The sequence below is a fragment of the Klebsiella spallanzanii genome, from assembly GCF_902158555.1.
Lineage (GTDB): Bacteria > Pseudomonadota > Gammaproteobacteria > Enterobacterales > Enterobacteriaceae > Klebsiella > Klebsiella spallanzanii.
The window spans coordinates 15,670-34,589 of record NZ_CABGGS010000006.1 but is presented as its reverse complement, the minus strand read 5'-3'; the positions used below and the strand labels follow the sequence as shown (position 1 = coordinate 34,589).

At 52.8% G+C, this 18,920-nt stretch carries 16 protein-coding genes; 4 read left to right on the top strand and 12 right to left on the bottom strand.

The window, feature by feature from the left end; all coding sequences use genetic code 11:
• Positions 1-17: 17 nt before the first annotated feature.
• Positions 18-389 (bottom strand): carboxymuconolactone decarboxylase family protein, encoded by a 372-nt coding sequence (locus FN082_RS08550; protein WP_139537301.1) that lies wholly within the window; start codon positions 387-389, stop codon positions 18-20.
• A gap of 91 nt (positions 390-480) precedes the next feature.
• On the opposite strand from FN082_RS08550, the gene FN082_RS08545 reads away from it, so the two are divergent.
• Positions 481-1,401: a LysR family transcriptional regulator gene (locus FN082_RS08545; RefSeq protein ID WP_142981438.1), complete on the top strand. Its 921-nt coding sequence runs from the start codon at positions 481-483 to the stop codon at positions 1,399-1,401.
• On the opposite strand, the gene malI is transcribed toward FN082_RS08545, so the two are convergent.
• The gene (malI, locus tag FN082_RS08540) at positions 1,393-2,403 is read right to left on the bottom strand and encodes a Mal regulon transcriptional regulator MalI (RefSeq protein WP_142981437.1); all 1,011 of its coding nucleotides are present in this window, start codon (positions 2,401-2,403) and stop codon (positions 1,393-1,395) included. The genes FN082_RS08545 and malI overlap by 9 nt on opposite strands.
• Before the next feature lie 90 nt (positions 2,404-2,493).
• Positions 2,494-3,993 (bottom strand): PTS transporter subunit EIIC, encoded by a 1,500-nt coding sequence (locus FN082_RS08535; RefSeq protein WP_139537304.1) that lies wholly within the window; start codon positions 3,991-3,993, stop codon positions 2,494-2,496.
• A 394-nt stretch (positions 3,994-4,387) separates the two neighbouring features.
• Here FN082_RS08535 and metF point away from each other — a divergent pair, with 394 nt between their 5' ends.
• Together metF and FN082_RS08525 are read left to right on the top strand one after the other, a co-directional pair.
• A complete protein-coding gene (gene metF / locus FN082_RS08530; RefSeq protein WP_139537305.1) occupies positions 4,388-5,275 on the top strand; it encodes a methylenetetrahydrofolate reductase in 888 nt (295 codons plus the stop codon).
• A gap of 133 nt (positions 5,276-5,408) precedes the next feature.
• Entirely contained in the window at positions 5,409-6,314 is a 906-nt protein-coding gene (locus FN082_RS08525) for a DMT family transporter (protein WP_180349515.1), read from the top strand.
• Positions 6,315-6,494: 180 nt separating this feature from the next.
• Here the strand turns inward: FN082_RS08525 and nagE are convergent, their stop codons facing one another.
• From nagE to FN082_RS08480, 9 genes are all read right to left on the bottom strand, one after another.
• On the bottom strand, positions 6,495-8,510 hold the full coding sequence (nagE, locus tag FN082_RS08520) for an N-acetylglucosamine-specific PTS transporter subunit IIBC (protein WP_139537306.1): 2,016 nt from the start codon (positions 8,508-8,510) through the stop codon (positions 6,495-6,497).
• Positions 8,511-8,772: 262 nt separating this feature from the next.
• A complete protein-coding gene (gene nagA / locus FN082_RS08515; protein WP_142981436.1) occupies positions 8,773-9,915 on the bottom strand; it encodes an N-acetylglucosamine-6-phosphate deacetylase in 1,143 nt (380 codons plus the stop codon).
• Positions 9,916-9,924: 9 nt separating this feature from the next.
• The gene (nagB, locus tag FN082_RS08510; protein WP_139537308.1) at positions 9,925-10,662 is read right to left on the bottom strand and encodes a glucosamine-6-phosphate deaminase; all 738 of its coding nucleotides are present in this window, start codon (positions 10,660-10,662) and stop codon (positions 9,925-9,927) included.
• A gap of 9 nt (positions 10,663-10,671) precedes the next feature.
• Complete coding sequence (locus FN082_RS08505) at positions 10,672-11,586, bottom strand: glycyl-radical enzyme activating protein (RefSeq protein ID WP_142981435.1); 915 nt, start codon at positions 11,584-11,586, stop codon at positions 10,672-10,674.
• Positions 11,587-11,612: 26 nt separating this feature from the next.
• Positions 11,613-14,036, bottom strand: a complete 2,424-nt coding sequence (locus FN082_RS08500) for a glycyl radical protein (protein ID WP_142981434.1) — start codon at positions 14,034-14,036, stop codon at positions 11,613-11,615.
• A 162-nt stretch (positions 14,037-14,198) separates the two neighbouring features.
• Positions 14,199-14,948: a DeoR/GlpR family DNA-binding transcription regulator gene (locus FN082_RS08495; RefSeq protein ID WP_142462243.1), complete on the bottom strand. Its 750-nt coding sequence runs from the start codon at positions 14,946-14,948 to the stop codon at positions 14,199-14,201.
• A 136-nt stretch (positions 14,949-15,084) separates the two neighbouring features.
• Positions 15,085-16,188: a bifunctional L-1,2-propanediol dehydrogenase/glycerol dehydrogenase gene (gene gldA, locus FN082_RS08490; protein ID WP_139537312.1), complete on the bottom strand. Its 1,104-nt coding sequence runs from the start codon at positions 16,186-16,188 to the stop codon at positions 15,085-15,087.
• Positions 16,189-16,244: 56 nt separating this feature from the next.
• The gene (gene fsa / locus FN082_RS08485; protein ID WP_139537313.1) at positions 16,245-16,907 is read right to left on the bottom strand and encodes a fructose-6-phosphate aldolase; all 663 of its coding nucleotides are present in this window, start codon (positions 16,905-16,907) and stop codon (positions 16,245-16,247) included.
• Between the two features lie 205 nt (positions 16,908-17,112).
• The gene (locus tag FN082_RS08480) at positions 17,113-17,976 is read right to left on the bottom strand and encodes a helix-turn-helix transcriptional regulator (RefSeq protein WP_139537314.1); all 864 of its coding nucleotides are present in this window, start codon (positions 17,974-17,976) and stop codon (positions 17,113-17,115) included.
• A gap of 151 nt (positions 17,977-18,127) precedes the next feature.
• On the opposite strand from FN082_RS08480, the gene zinT reads away from it, so the two are divergent.
• On the top strand, positions 18,128-18,775 hold the full coding sequence (zinT, locus tag FN082_RS08475; RefSeq protein WP_142462242.1) for a metal-binding protein ZinT: 648 nt from the start codon (positions 18,128-18,130) through the stop codon (positions 18,773-18,775).
• Positions 18,776-18,920: the final 145 nt, after the last annotated feature.

Genomic DNA, 18,920 nt, shown 5'->3' with positions numbered 1-18,920 from the left:
AGCCTGGCCTGAAATAATCAGTGCGTCGCGAAGACCTCTTTGGCGGCAAACAGGCCGTTCAGGGCCGCCGGGAACCCGGCATAGACCGCCATCTGCATGATGACCTCCGTAATTTCTTCTTGCGTCAGGCCGACATTGAGTCCCGCGGCGATATGCACTTTTAGCTGCGGGGCGGCGTTGCCGAGGGCCGTTAACGCCGCGATGGTGGCGATTTCCCGGCTACGTAAATCAAGCCCCGGTCTGGCGTAGATATCGCCGAAGGGGAACTCAATCAGATAGCGGGCAAAATCGGGGGCGATATCTTTCAGGCTATTGATGACGGCATCGCCGCCTTTGCCATCCACGCGCTGCAGCATTTCCTGTCCGGTGGTAAAACGAACGCTGGTCATAACTTTTTCCTCATGGTGATTATGCGTTGTGAGGAAGGTTAGGGGAGTTTGCCGGGCTTGAGTAATACCCTTTTCGTGATACCTTTTCAGTATGACAAATTCACGTTTATACACTTCATCCTTCAAGCTGCCTCTTTGTTGGCTGCGCTATTTTGCCGTGGTCGCGGAGGAAAATAACATCAGCCGGGCGGCGCAGCGGCTATTTATTTCGCAGCCGCCGCTAAGCCGTCATATCCGCCATCTGGAAGCGCAGCTGGGAGTGACGCTATTTTTGCGCCATACCAAAGGCCTGATTCTTACCGATAAGGGAAGGCAGGTGCTGGACATCATTCGGCCGCTGCTGGAGCTTCAGGACCGGACGCTTGCCGCGCTGAGCCAGCTTTCTGAATATTCGCAACATCCTCTGCGTCTGGGGCTGACGACGGCTTTTGAGCAGGGTATTTTTGCCGCCGTAGAGTCTGCTCTGAGTGATTATTCGAGCGCTTTGCATATCACCCGGCAATCATCACCAGCGTTGGCCCAACTGGTGCGCAAAGGCAAACTCGATGCGGCGCTGGTGGCGCTGCCGCTGAATACCGAAGGGCTGAGTCTGCATCCTTTGCCGTATCACGAGCCGCTAATTGCTGCATTACCCGCATCCTGGCCAGAGGCCAGTGCGGCAAATCTTACGCTAAGCGCGCTTAACCATCGGCCGCTTTTTTGGTTTAAGCGCGAACGCAATCCAGACTTTTTTGACTATACGCGACGCATTTTTGACCGGGCAGGATATGCGCCCGCATACGTGGAGGAACCTGCCGAGCATGACGTCCTGCTGGCACGGATTGCGCGTGGAGAAGGGATGATCCTGCTGCCGGCATCATTTTCCGCCATTCAGCGTCAGGGGGTGGTTTTTTGCCCGCTGGATGAAGGGGAACGAATGCCGTTAAGCATCGGTGTTATATACGCGCCGCACAATGATAAATCCGTTCAAGAATGGCTTCCTTTGCTGGAGAACCACTTAGCGTCAGGCTGACTCTCTGGTCACCAGCTGCCCGGAAAGGGTAATACTTTGTGTTTGCAGCGCGGGCTCTTTGATCTTGCGCGTTATCAGCGTTGCCGCCTGGCGTCCGGTCTCTTCGCTGGCGGAAGAGACGTAGGTAAAAGATGGAGAGGTCAGATTTACGTGCATCATGTCTTCAAAGCCGACCAGCGCAACCTGCTGGGTGAGGAAGACATCTTTACCGACGGTTCTCCCTACCTGATTAATCCCGCTGAGGCAGCCGATCATGGCGTCCGGAGAGTGGCAGAGTAACGCGGTGATGGCGTTGTTTTTCTCCAGTAGCTGGCGCGTGGCAACGCTGACGGCCTGAGTATCGTTACTGCATGCGGGAATGAATTCATCGCGCATCGCCATACCGTATTTCTCCAGCACGGAGCGAAAACCAAGCAGGCGCTGCTGGCGAATAAGATCGTTCTCCTGTCCGCCGATATAGGCAATATAGCGGTGGCCGCGCTCGATTAAATAGCGCGTGGCAAGGCTTGCTGCCTGACGGTTGTCGCGAATAACCTGGTTGCAACTTTCCGCCAGCGGCGTCTGGGAAACGATAACCAGCGGAAGCGGATATTGAAGCAGCGGGCCGGGCAAGGTGGCGGTATTGGAGGCCAGATAAATCACCCCCGCGACGCCCTGCTGCTTGAAGGAGAGTAAACAACGTTCGAGGTATTCGCCATCGTCGCGCGGCTGGCCGAGGAAAACCATATAGCCTTGCGTTTCCAGTTCCTGCACGATGCTGGCCATCACTTTAATGGAGAAACTGTCGCTAAAATCGCGCAATATCAGGCCGATAAGGTTGGAGGTATTCGAACGCAGGTTGGCAGCGGCAACGTTATGGACGTAGCCCAGCTCGTTGATAACAGCATTGACTTTTTCAATGGTGGCTTCGGAAATCTTCCCTTTCTGACGGAGTACCAGCGATACCGTAGAAACGGAAACGCCCGCCATTTTAGCGACATCAATGATGCTGACTTTCTTCAAAATCTCTCCCTGAAAACGCTTTTATGACAGTCAGATAGAAAAAGATCGCCTGCCAGGGACAAGCGATCTCCACACCATAACAGCTTCTGATTATTTGCCAATCATCCCCGACATGGTTTGTGCGATAAATTGCGCTCTGGCGCCAAAAATAACCTGGATACCATTATCGCCGACAAAGACCACCCCGCGTGCGCCAATTCCGTTCAGGCCATCTTTGTCGACAGCGTCTCGCTGGGCAACTTCCAGGCGAAGTCGGGTAATACAGGAACCGACAGAATCGATATTTTTCGCGCCGCCTAACAAGCTGATGATCTCGGTTGCCAGTTCGGCATCGGTCTTATCATCAGCGGTTACGGTCACTTCCGTCCGGCCCGGTGTTTTAACATCAAAGCGACGGATAACGAAACGGAAGGTGAAATAATAAATCAGCGCCATCGGCACGCCAACAAACACCGCGCTCAGGAAGTTGGTCTGGTAGCCGTTTAGCGATGGCAGAATACCAAAGGAGATGTAGTCGATAAGCCCCGCGGAAAATGACTTAGCAATATGCGCGTGCAGCAGATACATGGCCATATAGGACAGGCCCGCCATGATCGCGTTGAAGACGTACAAAATCGGCGCGACGAAAATAAAGGTAAATTCAACCGGCTCGGTAATACCCGTCAGGAAGCAGGTTAGGGCGGCGGAGAAGAGTATACCGGCGGCGATTTTCTTATTCTTGGTATGCGCTTCGTGGTACATCGCCAGGCAGGCCGCAGGCAGCGCGAACAGCATCAGCGGGAACTCACCCTGCATGAATTTACCGGCGTTTTGGTAGCTATCGCTGCTAAATGATTTCACGCCTTCTTCCAGCATTTTGAACCAGATAGTCTGGTCGCCGTGAATCATCTGGCCGCTCTGGGTCGTAAAGTCGCCGAAAGAGTACCAGAAAGAGGGATACCAGATATGGTGCAGGCCCAGCGGGATTAACGCACGTTCAACAAGGCCGAAAATAAAGGTCGAGGCGGCCTGGTTATTGCCGTTGATAACCACCGATAACGCATCGATTCCTGACTGGATATGTTCCCAGATATACGGCAGCAGCAAGCCGAGAATAAATGACAGAAAGGCCGTGGCGATCGCCACAAAACGCTTACCGGAAAAGAAGCCCAGGAATTCGGGCAACTGCATTGAATGGAAGCGGTTATAGCACCAGGCGGCGAGGATACCGCAAATCAATCCGCCAAAGACCCCCATTTGTAGCGTCGGGATGCCGACGACCATGGCATATTTCCCGCCCTGGGAGGCCATCTCCGGCGTAATGTTCAGCACCGTACCGATGGTGATATTGGTAACGAAAACGGAAACGGCGGCGGAAAGCGCGGCGATGCCGGATTCCGACGCCAGGCCTACCGCCGAGCCGATAGCGAACAGCATTGGCAGGTTATCGAAGATAATCCCGCCCGCGTTCATCATTAGCGGTAGATGGAATTTATCGCCGAAAGCCAGCAGTAAGCCTGCCGCAGGCAGAAGTGAAATTGGCAGCATTAACGCCCGACCAATCATCGACAGTTTTGATAATGACTTAATGAACCCTGATATCAGACTCATGCTGATTTCCCCGAATAAAGACGCAACATAGCGTTATTTTTGTTAGGTAGAACGTTGTAGTAGAACGTTCTACTTATCGTGAAACAAGGTAGGTGGCATCGCAACCTCATTTTCATCATCGGATTGGGGGAAATTGTGATTATTTGAAGTGCTTCAAAATTGTGCGGACACAAAATCCTAATTTGTCGGTTTTTTGCTGCTGTTCGTGGACAACCGGGGAGAAAGGAGCGAAACGCAGATGAGATTTTTTCATCTTGTCTGAATATTCCTCACTCTTTGCGCAGATTTTTCTATTGACGTCTGTGCTCTTTTCCGTCATTTTTACATCTGGACGTCTAAACGTATAGAAGTTCGCGACACAACAAACAATAAAATGCGATTGATGAGGTAAGGTATGAGCTTTTTTCACGCCAATCAGCGGGAAGCCCTGAATCAGAGCCTGGCGGAAGTGCAGGGTCAGATTAATGTGTCCTTTGAATTCTTTCCGCCGCGCACCAGTGAAATGGAGCAAACCCTCTGGAAATCCATCGATCGCCTGAGCAGCCTGAAGCCGAAGTTTGTTTCCGTGACCTACGGCGCCAACTCTGGTGAACGTGACCGTACTCATAGCATTATCAAAGGTATTAAGGAGCGTACCGGTCTGGAGGCTGCGCCGCATCTGACCTGTATCGACGCCAGCCGTGATGAACTGCGTACCATCGCCCAGGATTACTGGGACAGCGGGATTCGCCATATCGTTGCGCTGCGTGGCGATCTGCCGCCGGGCAGCGGTAAGCCGGATATGTATGCAGCCGACCTGGTCACTCTGCTGAAAGAGGTTGGGGACTTTGATATTTCCGTCGCGGCCTATCCGGAAGTCCACCCGGAAGCCAAAAGCGCGCAGGCGGACCTGCTCAACCTGAAGCGTAAGGTCGACGCGGGTGCGAATCGCGCGATTACCCAGTTTTTCTTTGATGTGGAAAGCTACCTGCGTTTTCGCGATCGTTGTGTTTCTGCGGGTATCGATGTAGAGATTATTCCGGGCATTCTGCCGGTTTCCAACTTTAAGCAGGCGAAAAAATTTGCCGATATGACCAACGTGCGGATCCCGACCTGGATGGCGAAAATGTTCGAGGGTCTGGACAATGACGCCGAAACCCGTCAGCTGGTGGGCGCCAATATCGCGATGGATATGGTGAAGATTTTAAGCCGCGAAGGGGTCAAGGATTTCCACTTCTACACGCTTAACCGTGCGGAAATGAGCTACGCGATTTGCCACACCCTGGGCGTGCGCCCGGCTTAATCTGGATTCAGATTTCCCTCCTCATCTGCTCTGCGGCGACGAAAACACCCTTCGTCGCCGCTTTTGGTTTATCGCCCCGTCAGCAAAGCGAGTATAGTGCCCGCAAAATATTCATGATGGATTGATGATAACTATGGCAGGGAAAAACAGCCCGTTGGCCTTCGGCGGCCTGATTGTTCTGACGCTTATCTGGAGCTACAGCTGGATTGCGATGAAGCAGGTGACGCTCTATATCGGCGCGTTCGATTTCACCGCGCTGCGCTGTATTTTGGGGGCGGTGCTGCTGCTTATCGTTTTGCTGCTGCGCGGACGCGGAATGCGGCCAACGCCGTTTGGTTATACGTTGGCGATTGCCCTGTTGCAGACCTGCGGGATGGTTGGGCTGGCTCAGTGGGCTTTGGTCAGCGGCGGGGCCGGCAAGGTCGCTATTCTGAGCTATACCATGCCGTTTTGGGTGGTGATTATGGCGGCGCTGTTTTTAGGCGAGCGTATGCGACGGCTACAGTATGCCGCCATTGGGTTAGCGGCTTGCGGTTTATTGCTGGTGCTGCAGCCGTGGCAGCTCGATTTTTCATCGATGAAAAGCGCCCTGCTGGCGATCCTCTCCGGCATAAGCTGGGGAGCCAGCGCGATTGTGGTGAAGCGAATGTACGCCCGCTATCCGCGCGTCGATTTGCTGGCCTTGACCACCTGGCAGATGCTGTATGGCGCGCTGGCGATGAGCGCGGTGGCGTGGTTGGTGCCGCAGCGCAGCATTGACTGGCAGCCCGGCGTTTTTTGGGCGTTAGGATATAGCGCGATTCTGGCGACTGCGCTGGCCTGGTGTCTCTGGCTTTTTGTATTGCGTAATTTGCCCGCCAGCGTCGCGGGGCTGAGTACCCTGGCGGTGCCGGTCTGTGGAGTCCTGTTTTCCTGGTGGCTATTAGGGGAAAACCCGGGCCTGGTGGAAGGCGCAGGTATTGTGCTGATTGCCCTGGCGCTGACGATAATCAGCCTGAAGAAACGTGAGGTTCGGATACCGAGAGTCTCAGATTGCTGACGAAGTGTGCATCTCAGGAATTGCCCGGTGGCGGCTAGTGCCTTACCGGGCCTACAGAGAGTGCATAACCTGATGATATTGATGGTTTTGTAGGTCGGGTAAGGCGTCAGCTGTCACCCGACAAGAATGCAGCCCCCTGGCTAAACCACGTTTGTCATCAGTCTCATTTTGTCTGTAAGTTTATCCCTTAATCTCATACAACGGCGTTTGACCAGCGATAACCTGACCCAGCGCCTTAATTTCCAGGCTGCTGAAGTCTTCAATGTTGCTACACACCACCGGGCTTATCATCGAACGCACATTCGCGTTGAGGAAATCGAGATCCATCTCGAGGATCGGTTGCCCCGCAGTCACTTCAGCACCTTCTTCAATGAGTCGCTTAAAGCCCTGACCATCCAGCGCGACGGTATCCAGCCCCATATGGACTACAATCTCGGCACCTTTTTCCGTTTCAAGGCAGAACGCGTGATTGGTGTTGAAGATTTTGACTATTGTGCCTGCAGCAGGAGAGACGACGATGTTGCTGGTGGGCTTGATGGCGATGCCGTCACCCACCGCTTTGCTGGCAAAGGCTTCATCTGGTACCTGTTCCAGCGCGACAACCTCGCCGCTTACCGGAGAAAGCAATTCGGCAATAATCGCGGAGCCGGTGGTTGCGCGCGGTTTGGCCGGTGCAGGCGCGACGGTGAGCGGCAGAGCTTCGGCAGCATCGACGTGACCGGTGGTTTTCATCTCATTGGCGATTTTCTCTGCGACAAATCCGACGATAATCTGCACGTTGGCATTATTCAGGCGGATGACGCCGCTGGCGCCTAAGCGCCTTGCCAGCGCGTCGTTAACAAGAGAGGCGTCTTTCACGCCTAAACGCAGGCGGGTGATACAAGCATCGATAGCGGTCAGGTTATCGGAACCGCCAATAGCCGCAATGTACTGACGGGCCAATGTCGCGGCGCTTTGCTCTTTGTTGTCGCTAATATTGATGTCTTCACCGTCAGCACTGCTGCCGGCAACGGCTAACTCACGACCCGGCGTCATCAGGTTAAATTTGGTGATAGTGAAGCGGAAGACCAGGTAGTAGATAACAAAGAACACCAGACCCATTGGGATCAGCAAATACCATTGCGTCGCCAGCGGGTTACGGGAGGCGAGTACCATATCAACCAGACCGGCGCTAAAGCCAAAACCCGCAATCCAGTGCATGCTGGCCGCGATGAATACTGAGAGGCCAGTCAGGAAAGCGTGAATCAGGTACAGTACCGGCGCAACGAACATGAAGGAAAACTCCAGCGGTTCGGTGATCCCGGTAAAGAAGGCAGCAAAGGCGCCGGCCATCATGATACCCATGACTTTAGCTTTGTTTTCCGGGCGCGCGCACTGATAAATCGCCAGCGCTGCTCCCGGCAGGCCGAACATCATGATCGGGAAGAAGCCTGCCTGATAGCGGCCGGTAATGCCGAGCACCGCTTTGCCTGAAGCCAGCGACTGCGCGCCGCCAAGGAAGTTGGGGATATCATTAATCCCGGCCACATCAAACCAGAACACCGAGTTGAGCGCGTGGTGTAAACCGACCGGAATTAACAAGCGGTTGAAGAAGGCATAGACACCAGCACCCAGGGAGCCGAGCTTCTGAATATGCTCGCCAAAGCTCACCAGTCCGCTGAATACCACCGGCCAGATAAACATCAGGATAAAGGCGACGATGATCATGGCAAAAGAGGTGATAATAGGTACCAGGCGGCGACCGCTGAAGAAGGAGAGCGCTTTTGGCAATTCGACGCTGCTGAAGCGGTTATAAAGTTCGGCGGCAATAATACCCACCATGATGCCGATGAACTGGTTTTTAATTTTGCCGAAGGCGGCAGGAACCTGATCTGCTGGAATCTTCTGGATCATCGCCACGGCTGCGGGAGAACAAAGCGTGGTTAAGACGAGAAAACCCACAAAACCTGCCAGCGCTGCTGCACCGTCCTTATCTTTTGACATGCCATATGCCACGCCTACGGCAAAGAGTACGCCCATATTATCGATAATGGCGGCGCCGGACTGAATACATAGCGCTGCAAGGGCGTTAGAACTTCCCCAACCATTGGGGTCAATCCAATATCCGATACCCATTAAAATTGCTGCAGCGGGCAATGTGGCGACCGGCACCATTAGCGCACGTCCCACCTTTTGGAGATAACCCAATATGTTCATCGTTGTTCCTTATAAAATAAAATCCTGAAACCAGCATGAATTTATACTGGCTGACCCTGCGATGGGTATTACGGTATTAGTAACCGCTTTATTTTTGTGGTTTTATTTTTAAGGGAATAACGAAAAGGTTAATGTTATCTCTGTCGCATTTTATTAAATCCTTTATAATACTTAATCTTAGATAAATTTAAGACGTAGAAAAACGGCGGCTATTTCTCAATAATCGCTTAATTGTTCTTCACTCAGCAAATAAAAGCTTTAGTTAATTTGCTGAATAAGCGATGACCCCTTTGCAATATGTTGTATTAACCTGGTAATCATCTTCTAATATAACAATGTCAGCATCAAAGCCGCGCTGTAATTTTCCTTTGCGATGGTCTAATCCTAAAAGTCGTGCTGGATTAGTGGTGCAGGATTTTAATGCGGAAGCAAACGGCACCATTGCACCTTCAACCATATTATAGAGCCCACGGTTAAGCTTCAAAGTACTGCCGACCAGCACGCCGTTTTCCCGTCGGGTTGCGCCATCTTCGCCCAGAATCATCGGTTCTCCGCCGAACATGTAGCGGCCTGGCGGGCAACCTTTTGATTTCATTGAATCACTAATCATAATGACTTCATCATCATTTTTTATGCGATACAGATTAGCCGCGGAGACCAGGCTGACAAAAATGCCGTCAGCGATGACTTCGCCATACAGGCCATCAAGGCGGAGCGCGGCGCCCAAAAGCCCCGGTTCCCGGTTGACATATTTCGCCATCCCATTGAATACATGGGTAACATTTTTGGCACCGTTGGCTACGGCTTCCAGCGCCTGCTCAAAGGAAGCATCCGAATGGCCCATATTGACCACGATCCCTTTCTGCGTGCAGTAACGCGTTAGCGCAAACCCAGCATCTTCTTCCGGCGCCAGGCTGATGGCGATAATTCGTCCACGAGCAGCATGTTCGAAAGCCTGAAATGCGCTGATGCTGGCCGGTCGGATCTGTTTTTCCGGCTGCGCGCCGCGGTACAGGTGGCTGAGGAATGGCCCTTCCAGATGGACGCCGAGAATTTCGGCACCCCGGTAGCCGTCATCCATTACGCGCGAGATATTTTCCAGCGCGGCCAGCAGGGTGGTATCTTCATCGGTCACCGTCGTGGGGCAAAATGCGGTAACGCCTTCTTCCGGTAAGCGGGATGTCCAGCGCCGCAGCCCTTCAGGGTCATTTTCATTGGTATCGTAATCCCAGGCGCCGTGGGCGTGGGTATCGATCAGGCCGGGGATGATACGCCGGTTGCCATAGTCGTGGTCAACATTTGGGCTAAGTCCCAGCGTGATATCGCTGATAATTCCATTTTCCAGCGTCAGCTGGGCCGGAAAGAAACCACCGGCTAGCCAGACGCGCTCACTCTGGATTTTCATATCTCCCCCTTACGCGTTGATAAGCGATGCTGCCTCACGATCGCAAATAATAGTGACGTCTGGATGCATCAGTAAGAATGATGCCGGGAATAACGGGTCGATGCGGGTGCAGTCGTGAAGCTGTTTCATCACCGCCGCCTTCGATTTTCCGTTAGCAATCAGGACTATCTCTTTACTTCTCAGGATAGTCCCCATGCCGAGGGTAATGGCCTGCAGCGGGACATCTTCTTTGCGTGAGAAAAAGCGAGAATTTGCTTCGATCGTCTCTTTATTGAGATTGATGATATGACAGACGGGGCTATGAGTAGCATGAGGCTCGTTAAAACCGATATGCCCGTCGTGACCAATTCCCAGAATGGTGATATCAAAATCGCCGTGTGACTGTATTTCATGCTCATAGCGCGCGCATTCTGCGGTTAAATCATCGGCCAGCACGTTGGGTACAAAGGTGTTTTCGGATGGAATATTGGCGGGTTGATAAAAATAGTGTTCTAAAAACCAATAATAGCTCTGTGGATCGTCTTTTTTTAGCGGAATATATTCATCAATGTTAAATGATTTGGACTGAGAAAAATCAGCTTCACCACTTTTTGCCATTCGGGACATCTCTTCCAGAAGACCAACAGGGGTTCCCCCGGTTGGCAGAGCCATGACTAAATCCGGCTTTTTCGCTAGCGCAATCGCTATTCTATTCGCCGCCAGTTCACTCATTTCTTTGTAGGTTTCGGTAATAATAAAATTTAACATGTTCATCCTTTATCCGCCTATGGTGGCTTTGAGACCAATTTCTTCGGCGTAATGTTTTATTTGTTCCGTCATTTCTCGCTGACATGCCGGAATATTGTTGAGGAGATAGGGCATGCCAAGTTTTTGATACTTCCCAACGCCGTAGATGTGATATTCCAGAATATCGACCTGCAGTACGGCACTGCCAAGCTTGCGGATAAAATCGAGGCGTTTACGGATATCTTCCGGGTCATCATTGCGCGTTGGAACGATGACCATCCGGGCAAGCATCGGTGTGCCCGTCGCGGCAATCGCTTTAGCATTTTCAAGGATCAACCGATTATCTACGCCGGTACAGGCGAGATGCGTCTCGGCATCAAAGGCTTTAAAGTCGTAAGAGACCAAATCGACCGTTTCAATCAGCGGGCGTAATTTCTCCCAACGGATATGCCCTGCGGTATCAAGGCAAACATGAACGCCTGCTTCTTTTAACAGCAGGGCGGTTTCCCTGACGAACTCAGCCTGGAGCGCCGGTTCGCCGCCGGAAAAGGTCACACCGCCGTGGCTGGAATCGTAAAAAGACTTATCGCGCAGCAGCAGAACGGCCAGCTCGCGGGAGGTCATCTCTTTGCCCACTTTTTCGTAGCCGTCATAGGGGCACATATCGACCATATCCAGCAGGTTGGTACAGTTTTTTCGGTCGATATTGACGCCATTGCCCGGCTCGGCCATGGTAATTGTGTTATTGACTGCGGCCTGAGCGCAGGTGCCGCACTGGCGGCAGCGCTCTTTAAACCAGAACACGTTGAAACCTGGCCTGATCGTCTCCGGATTCGCACACCACTGGCAGCGCAAATTACACTGCTGCATAAATACGGTACTGCGTATCCCCGGACCGTCCTTGGTCGAGTAGCGTTGAATGCGGGAAATCAGGCCAGTTCTCATATTATCTCCATATATACCCTGGCTTTTTACCAGGCCAGTTCTGTACGGGCGATAATCGCGTCCTGCGCTTCCGGCATCAGCGTCGAGAACAGGGCGCAATAGCCGGCTACGCGGACCATCAGGTTCGGATAATCTTCCGGGTGCTCTTTGGCGGCGCGCAGGATATTCGAGTCGATGATGTTGAACTGGTTGTGGAAGATGTTCTTCTCACGGCTGGCTTCCATGAAGTTGGTGAATTTCTCCAGGTTGTCATCGCCTTCCAGCGCGCTCGGGGTGAACTTCATATTCAGCAACTGGCCACCGGCGATTTTCTGGTTCGGCAGCTTGGCCACGGAGTTGATCACCGCCGTTGGCCCTTCTTTGTCTGCGCCAAGGCACGGTGAGGCGCCTTCGTTCAGCGGCAGGGTCGCCAGACGACCGTCCGGGGTCGCGCCAACGTCAAAACCATTTGGCACGTAAGAGGTGATGTTGGAGGTGGACATGGTGTATCCACAACCCTTCGGACCCTTACCATAGCGGTCGGTTTTGTACTTCGGCAGCAGCTTCAGATAGGACTCGAACACGTCGGCGACGATGTGGTCGACATAATCGATATCGTTACCAAACTTCGGCGCGTTGCGGCACAGTTTGCGTACGCGGGCACCTTCGATGCCTTCAAAGTTGCAGTCCATGGCGTCGCGCAGCTGCTTGAGCGTCAGCACCTTGTCATCAAAGACCAGTTTTCTCACCGCAGCCAGGCTATCGCCCACCACGGAAGGGCCGATGTTCGAGGAGCTGACGAAGTCATACTCAGCGCCACCGTTTTTCAATGTTTTACCGCGATCCAGCGAACAGTTAATGGTGGCGGAGGCAAAGGCATCGGCATCGTGATATTTCAGCGCGCGGTCGCACACCAGGTCGCAATCCACCGCCAGGTCGGAATAGAACTCCAGCAGCTGGTTCCACGCGGCCCACACTTCATCATAAGATTCATAATTGATCTCACGACCTTCTTTACCGTTCACTTTCACCAGCTGTACGCCGGTCGCTGGATCGCAGCCGTTGTTCATCACCAGTTCAAGGATTTTACCGAAGTTCACGTAGGTCATACCGGTAGCGCGGTGTCCCCAGCGGCCCGGAATAGCGGTTTCCACGCAGCCCATTGAGGCATATTCGCGAGCGACTTCTTCCGTCAGACCGAGGGTCATCATCGCCGGGATCACCACTTCGTCACAGAAGATGGACGGCATACCGAATCCTTTGCGGATAAGCTTAGCGGAGTCCTGCATCAGCGAGTGCGGAGTATCTTTGGAGAAGCGCACGCTCAGGTTTGGCTCCGGCAGGCCGGTCAACGCCATCGCTTCCAGAGACAGGTAGGAAAGGTCGTTGGTGCCGTCCGTGCCGTCCGGCTTCATACCGCCAACCATCAGGTTGGAGTAGAGCGGATAGCCGCCGCTATATTGGGTGTGGCCCCACGGACGCACTTTGTTCAGGCTGTTGGTCATGATGAAGAAGTGGGTCAGGATCTCCAGCGCTTTCTCTTTGCTGATTTTTCCGGAGTTGATATCGGCTTCGTAGAACGGCCAGACGTACTGGTCAAAACGACCGAAGGAGAAGGAGTGACCGTTACTTTCGATCATCATCAGCAGGTGGGTCAGGTAGACGGTTTCGACGGCTTCATAGAAACTCTGTGCTTTACCTTCCATCAGGTGGGCGAACATATCGCTCATCGCCAGCAGCTCATCGCGGCGTTTAGCATCGGTGGTTTTTCCGGCTTCTTCTTTAGCCAGCAGCGAGAAACGTTTGCAGTAATTCAGCGCCGCATCCATGGTGATAATGACGGCCCGATAGAAATCAGTTTGTTCTTCGGTCAGGTCTTTGTCTTCTGCCAGATGCTGTTTCGCGATATCACGCATGCCGCCGTAGCCGACTTCCAGCACGAAATCATGGTTCGGGATGATGTGACCGTCGCCGGACATACTGATGCCGCCGCGGTGCAGAACGCCCTGTTTTTCCGCCAGGCGGTTAATTTGCGGCAGGTTAGTCAGCACTTCATCCTGGTGCGTTTTGCCCTGCCAGTAATCCTGCAGTACGCGCAGACGAGCTTTGGTCTCTTCAGACACCTGGAAACTATCGCCTGAACGTTTGTCGAATTCGTCCAGCTCATCAATAACCCAGTTGAAGGAGTATTCCGGGAAGACCGGTGCGGCAAAGTTGGCGCTTGCCTGGTTACCGACGATCAGCATGTCCGGTTCGATATAGATGGTCATTTTTTCCAGAATATCGGCCATCGCAAGCGCCCGGCGAATCACAATGGATTTGCCTTCGGAGCGTTTGAAGGATTCGGTGATGATCTCGGCGCGTTCCGGGCAAATGGTTGCCACGCGATGAAACATCTGATCTTGTTTTTTGGCGATACGATCAAAGTCACAATCGTTGTTGGTGGGTTTGTAGCTCAGTAATCCGTTCATAAAGACCTCAATTCTGGAGTGGGTATCCCTATTCCACGCCTGAGGTGTGTTTTTGTCAATCTAAAAATGATCTATTTTGTTTCTTTCGATATCAATAAATCTAAAAAGAACATTAACAGAACACAATAAAACACAGACGCCTGTTGCCAGACGTCTGAGCGATCAGAGATGAGTATCAGCCAACAGCAGTTGTACGTTTTGCGAATTGATCAGAGAGAGGGTATCGGCGGGCAGGCCGGTTTGGCTGATGACGAGGTCGAGGTCTGTCAGGCGCGCGTGGCCTGCCAGGAACGTTTGGCCAAATTTACTTCTATCCGCCAGCAGAATTTTTTGCCGCCCGGCCCGCATCAGTGCTTGCTTGACGTGGGCGTCGGTCATTTTGGGTACCGTCAGCTCGCCGAGTTCGTTGATGCCCTGAGTGCTGAGGAAGACCTTATCGGCGTGGATATTGCGAAAAAAGTCGGCGGTGCTGAAAGAGATCATCCCCTGGGTATCGTCTTCATACTCGCCGGGTGCCACGATCAGCTTAATGTTTTTTCTCCCTTTCAGCAGATTAACGACCGGGATGGAGTTGGTTATCACCATGATTTTCTTATCGAAAATAAACTGAGCGAGGGCCAGCGGCGTGGTCCCGCAGTCGATAATAATGGTGTCGCCATCTTCGACCAACTCGGCGGCTTTTTGGCCAATCAGGTGCTTATCATCAACCATTTGTATCGATTTCAGTTGAAAGCTTGGCTCAACGCTGGCGCCGCTGGTCAAATAGGCCCCGCCGTAGGTCGTTTTTATAATACCTTGTTTTTCAAAGAAAGAGAGGTCGCGGCGGATGGTCATTTTGGTGACGCCGAACTTTTCGGCGAGTTCATTGACAACGACTTTTTTGTCCTGTTGCAGAATGGCGTAAATGCTCATTCTTCGATCTGATGACTGCATATCTACGATTCACCCAAAGGAAAATCGCACTATAAAGCACATCATTCTGGCTGGCAATGGGGCGTGAAAAGAACATGAAAGAACACACCCGCCGGAGGGCGGGTGTAAGGAGGGATTATTCCCACTCTTGCAGGAAACGTTGACCGTACTGGTCAGCGACAAGCAGCGCAGCATAGACCTGATCCGGCGTTGCGCCGCCAGGCATATTGTGGATAGTTTCGCCTTCAGCGCAGGCGGCTTCCGCCACCAGACGCATTTTGGCCGGAATATCTTCTTTAATATCCAGCTGCGCCAGGGTGATAGGCAACCCAACGCTGTGGCACAGCGCCGCGACGGTTTCAATTTCTTCAACCGGGGCGTTTTCCAGTACCAGCTGCGTGAGCGTGCCGAAAGCCACTTTTTCACCATGATAGTAGTGGTGAGCGTCCGGAATCGCCGTCATACCGTTGTGGATAGCGTGCGCAGCCGCCAGGCCGCCGCTTTCAAAACCGACGCCGCTCAGGTAGGTGTTGGCTTCAATGACGCGTTCCAGAGCCGGAGTAACGACGTGCTGCTCCGCTGCCAGCATCGCTTTTTCACCTTCTTCGATCAGCGTGTTGTAGCACAGTTCAGCCAGCGCCAGCGCCGCCTGAGTACATTTGCCGCCCGCCATGGTGGTTGCGCCGCTGCGTGAGCAGGCACGCGCTTCAAACCAGGTTGCCAGCGCATCGCCGATGCCCGCGGCCAGCAGGCGTGCCGGAGCTCCGGCAACGATTTGCGTATCAACAATAACCATGTTTGGGTTACGCGGCAGCATCAGGTAGCTATCAAATTCGCCATCATCCGTATAAATAACCGAGAGCGCGCTGCATGGCGCATCGGTGGAGGCAATCGTCGGAGCAATAACTACCGGCAAATTCATAAAATGTGCTAATGCTTTTGCGGTATCCAGCGTCTTACCGCCGCCGATACCCAGTACGGCGGTACACTGAGCTGAACCGGCGATATCACGTAACCGATTGATTTCATTATGTGAGCATTCACCGCCAAACGGCGCGATTTCGGCCACCAGGCCGGCATCCGCCAGGCTTTTACGTAGTTTTTCTTCGGCAAAACCGAGTACGAATTTATCGCCAACGATGAGCCAGCGTTCAGCCAGCGGTTTGAGGTATCCGCCAAGGCGAGTTACTGCGTCTGCGCCCTGGATGTACTTACCGGGTGATTGAATAATGCGATCCATTTCTATTCCTCCTGGGTGACCGTGATGCCGCCCCCTTGGGCGGCTCGCCGATCGGGTTACAGGTTCAGAGTTCCAAAAGCGTTATTCCAGTCCTGCTCAAACTTCTCAATAGCTGACTCTACCGCAGGGGTACCGAGCATTTGTTGCGCTACGTCTAACGGGAGGGTGATTGCTTCGCAACCGGCTAACAGGCAATCCAGCGCCTGGCGCGGAGTCTTAAAGCTGGCGGCCAGCACTTTGCTTTCCGGCGCGTGCATTTCCAGCAGAGATTGCAGCTCCTGCACCGTGCGAATGCCGTCACCGCCCTGGGCGTCGACGCGGTTCACGTAAGGAGCGACGTATTTTGCCCCAGCCAGTGCGGCAAGCAGGCCCTGAGACGCGCTGTACACGGCGGTACCCAGCGTGGTAATTCCTTCTTTTTTCAACAGTTTGATAGCGGCCAGACCTTCGGCAGTCACTGGGATTTTGACCACGATGCCGGGAACGGCGTTGCTCAGACGTTTGGCTTCTTCAACCATGCCCTGAGCGTCGCGGCTCATGGTCTGGGCGAACAAAATGCCTTCTGGTCCAACGGCTTTTTGCAGACGCGGCAGGACGTCCCAAAGCGGAGTTTTACCGGCGGCGATAATGCTCGGGTTGGTGGTGACGCCAGCCAGCGGGTAGATACGTGCCAGGCGTTCAACTTCTGCTACGTTTGCGGTGTCCAGATAGAGTTCCATAGTACTTTCCTCAATGCTTAATTCGGTAGTGTCGTTGAGGTAAGAATACGGCTTTCACTCGAAGGGTTGCCAGATGACAAATTTGCCAAAAACTGGATAAATGTACGCATTACGATTAAGAGTGATTTAGATCACGTTTATCCGGATATACGGGCTAATACAGAGATAAAAGAGCGTACAAAAGTCAGGCTTAACACACAAAAATCTAGCTTTTTATGGGCGATGTTTTTTCCGTGAGCTGGCTATGATACTGGCGGCGATATTCAGATGGTGAGCGCTCGGTGTTTTTGCGGAATAGACGGCAGAAGTAGTTACTGTCGGCGAAACCGCAGGCGTGGGCGATATCTTTGACTTTCATATCATGGCCCTTCAGCAGCATTCTGGCCTGCTCCAGGCGGATGTGATTCAGGTATTCGTTAAAACCCATTGGCCCGCATTTCTGGAACAGATGTGAAAGATAGTTTGGCGAGAGATAAAACTCCTGCGCCACCGATTCCCGGGTTAAAGGGTCGGCAAAGCGGGCATCGATATATTTACGAATTGCTTCAAAAAGCGCCTGGCTGCGCGATGACGTTTGCACCTGGCTACCCAGCAGGTCGGCACAGTGGCTGAGAAGGCTAGTGACAATATAGCGGGCCGTGTGCTGCTCCTGCGGCTGCATTTGCATTTCATTGAGCGCCTGCAGCAGGAAAGAACCGACCCGCGGGCCGCGACGAGGTACCTGTTGTTTATCCAGCACGTTAAGCGCGTTGCCGTCCCAGTGGCGCAGGACGAATTCCAACTGCTGCTTACCAAATAAGATGGTTAACAGAGTGGAGGGGATCAGCCACTGCGGGTCATTCCATCCGCCTGCCGGAACGTACAGCACATCGTGCGGCATGAGCTGGGTGGAGTCGACTTTAATCGCCGGATCGCGCAACTGCCCCTCCAGCATGATTTCGAGGCGCGGAAAATCGACGCTTACGGCTTTCTCAGAAGCGGGTCTGGACTCCGTGGAAAAGCGGATCTTTCCGATAATTGCTGGACCTTTAATAAAGGAATCAATGGCCTGATTGATGTCGATATCCATTCTTGCTCCGCATCGCGCGCTCTCTTTTCATCATACCTAACAAATTGACAGAGGGAAAAGCCGAGCGGTTTTTCTGCGAAGGGTATTGTAAGATTTAATTGATATGTTATATCGTAACATATTATTGCAAACGAAAACTCAGGAGAGAGTGATGACCAAAAAGATTTCCGCCCTTGCGCTTGGTATTGGCCTGGTAATGGCGAGCAGCCAGGTTTTTGCTCACGGCCATCATAGCCATGGCCCGGCGTTGACCGAGGCGGAGCAAAAGGCGAGTGAAGGTATTTTTGCCGATCAGGATGTAAAAGACAGAGCGTTAAGCGATTGGGATGGTATCTGGCAGTCGGTTAACCCCTATCTGCTGAACGGCGATTTGGATCCGGTACTGGAGCAGAAAGCTAAAAAAGCCGGTAAAAGCGTGGCGGAGTACCGGGAATATTATAAGAAGGGCTATGCCACGGATGTGGAGCAGATTGATATTGAAGATAACGTTATGGAGTTTCACGTCGGAAAAGCCGTCAACGCCTGCAAATACACTTATTCTGGTTACAAAATTCTGACCTATGCATCCGGTAAAAAAGGCGTACGCTACCTGTTCGAATGCTCGCAGGCGGATTCAAAAGCGCCGAAATTTGTCCAGTTCAGCGATCACACTATCGCGCCGCGTAAGTCTCAGCATTTCCATATCTTTATGGGGAATGAGTCGCAAGAAGCGCTGCTGAAAGAGATGGATAACTGGCCGACCTATTATCCTCATGCGCTGCATAAAGAGCAGATCGTTGACGAGATGCTGCACCATTAATAAAAATAGCTCCGGTAAACGTGATGCTTGCCGGAGCTACAGTTTTTTCCCGGTGGCGCTGCGCTGACCGGGCTACAGGTTCACTGCCGTTTGCGGACGGGTAGCCCGGACAGGCGCAACGCGCCGCCTCCGGGGATACCGCTTC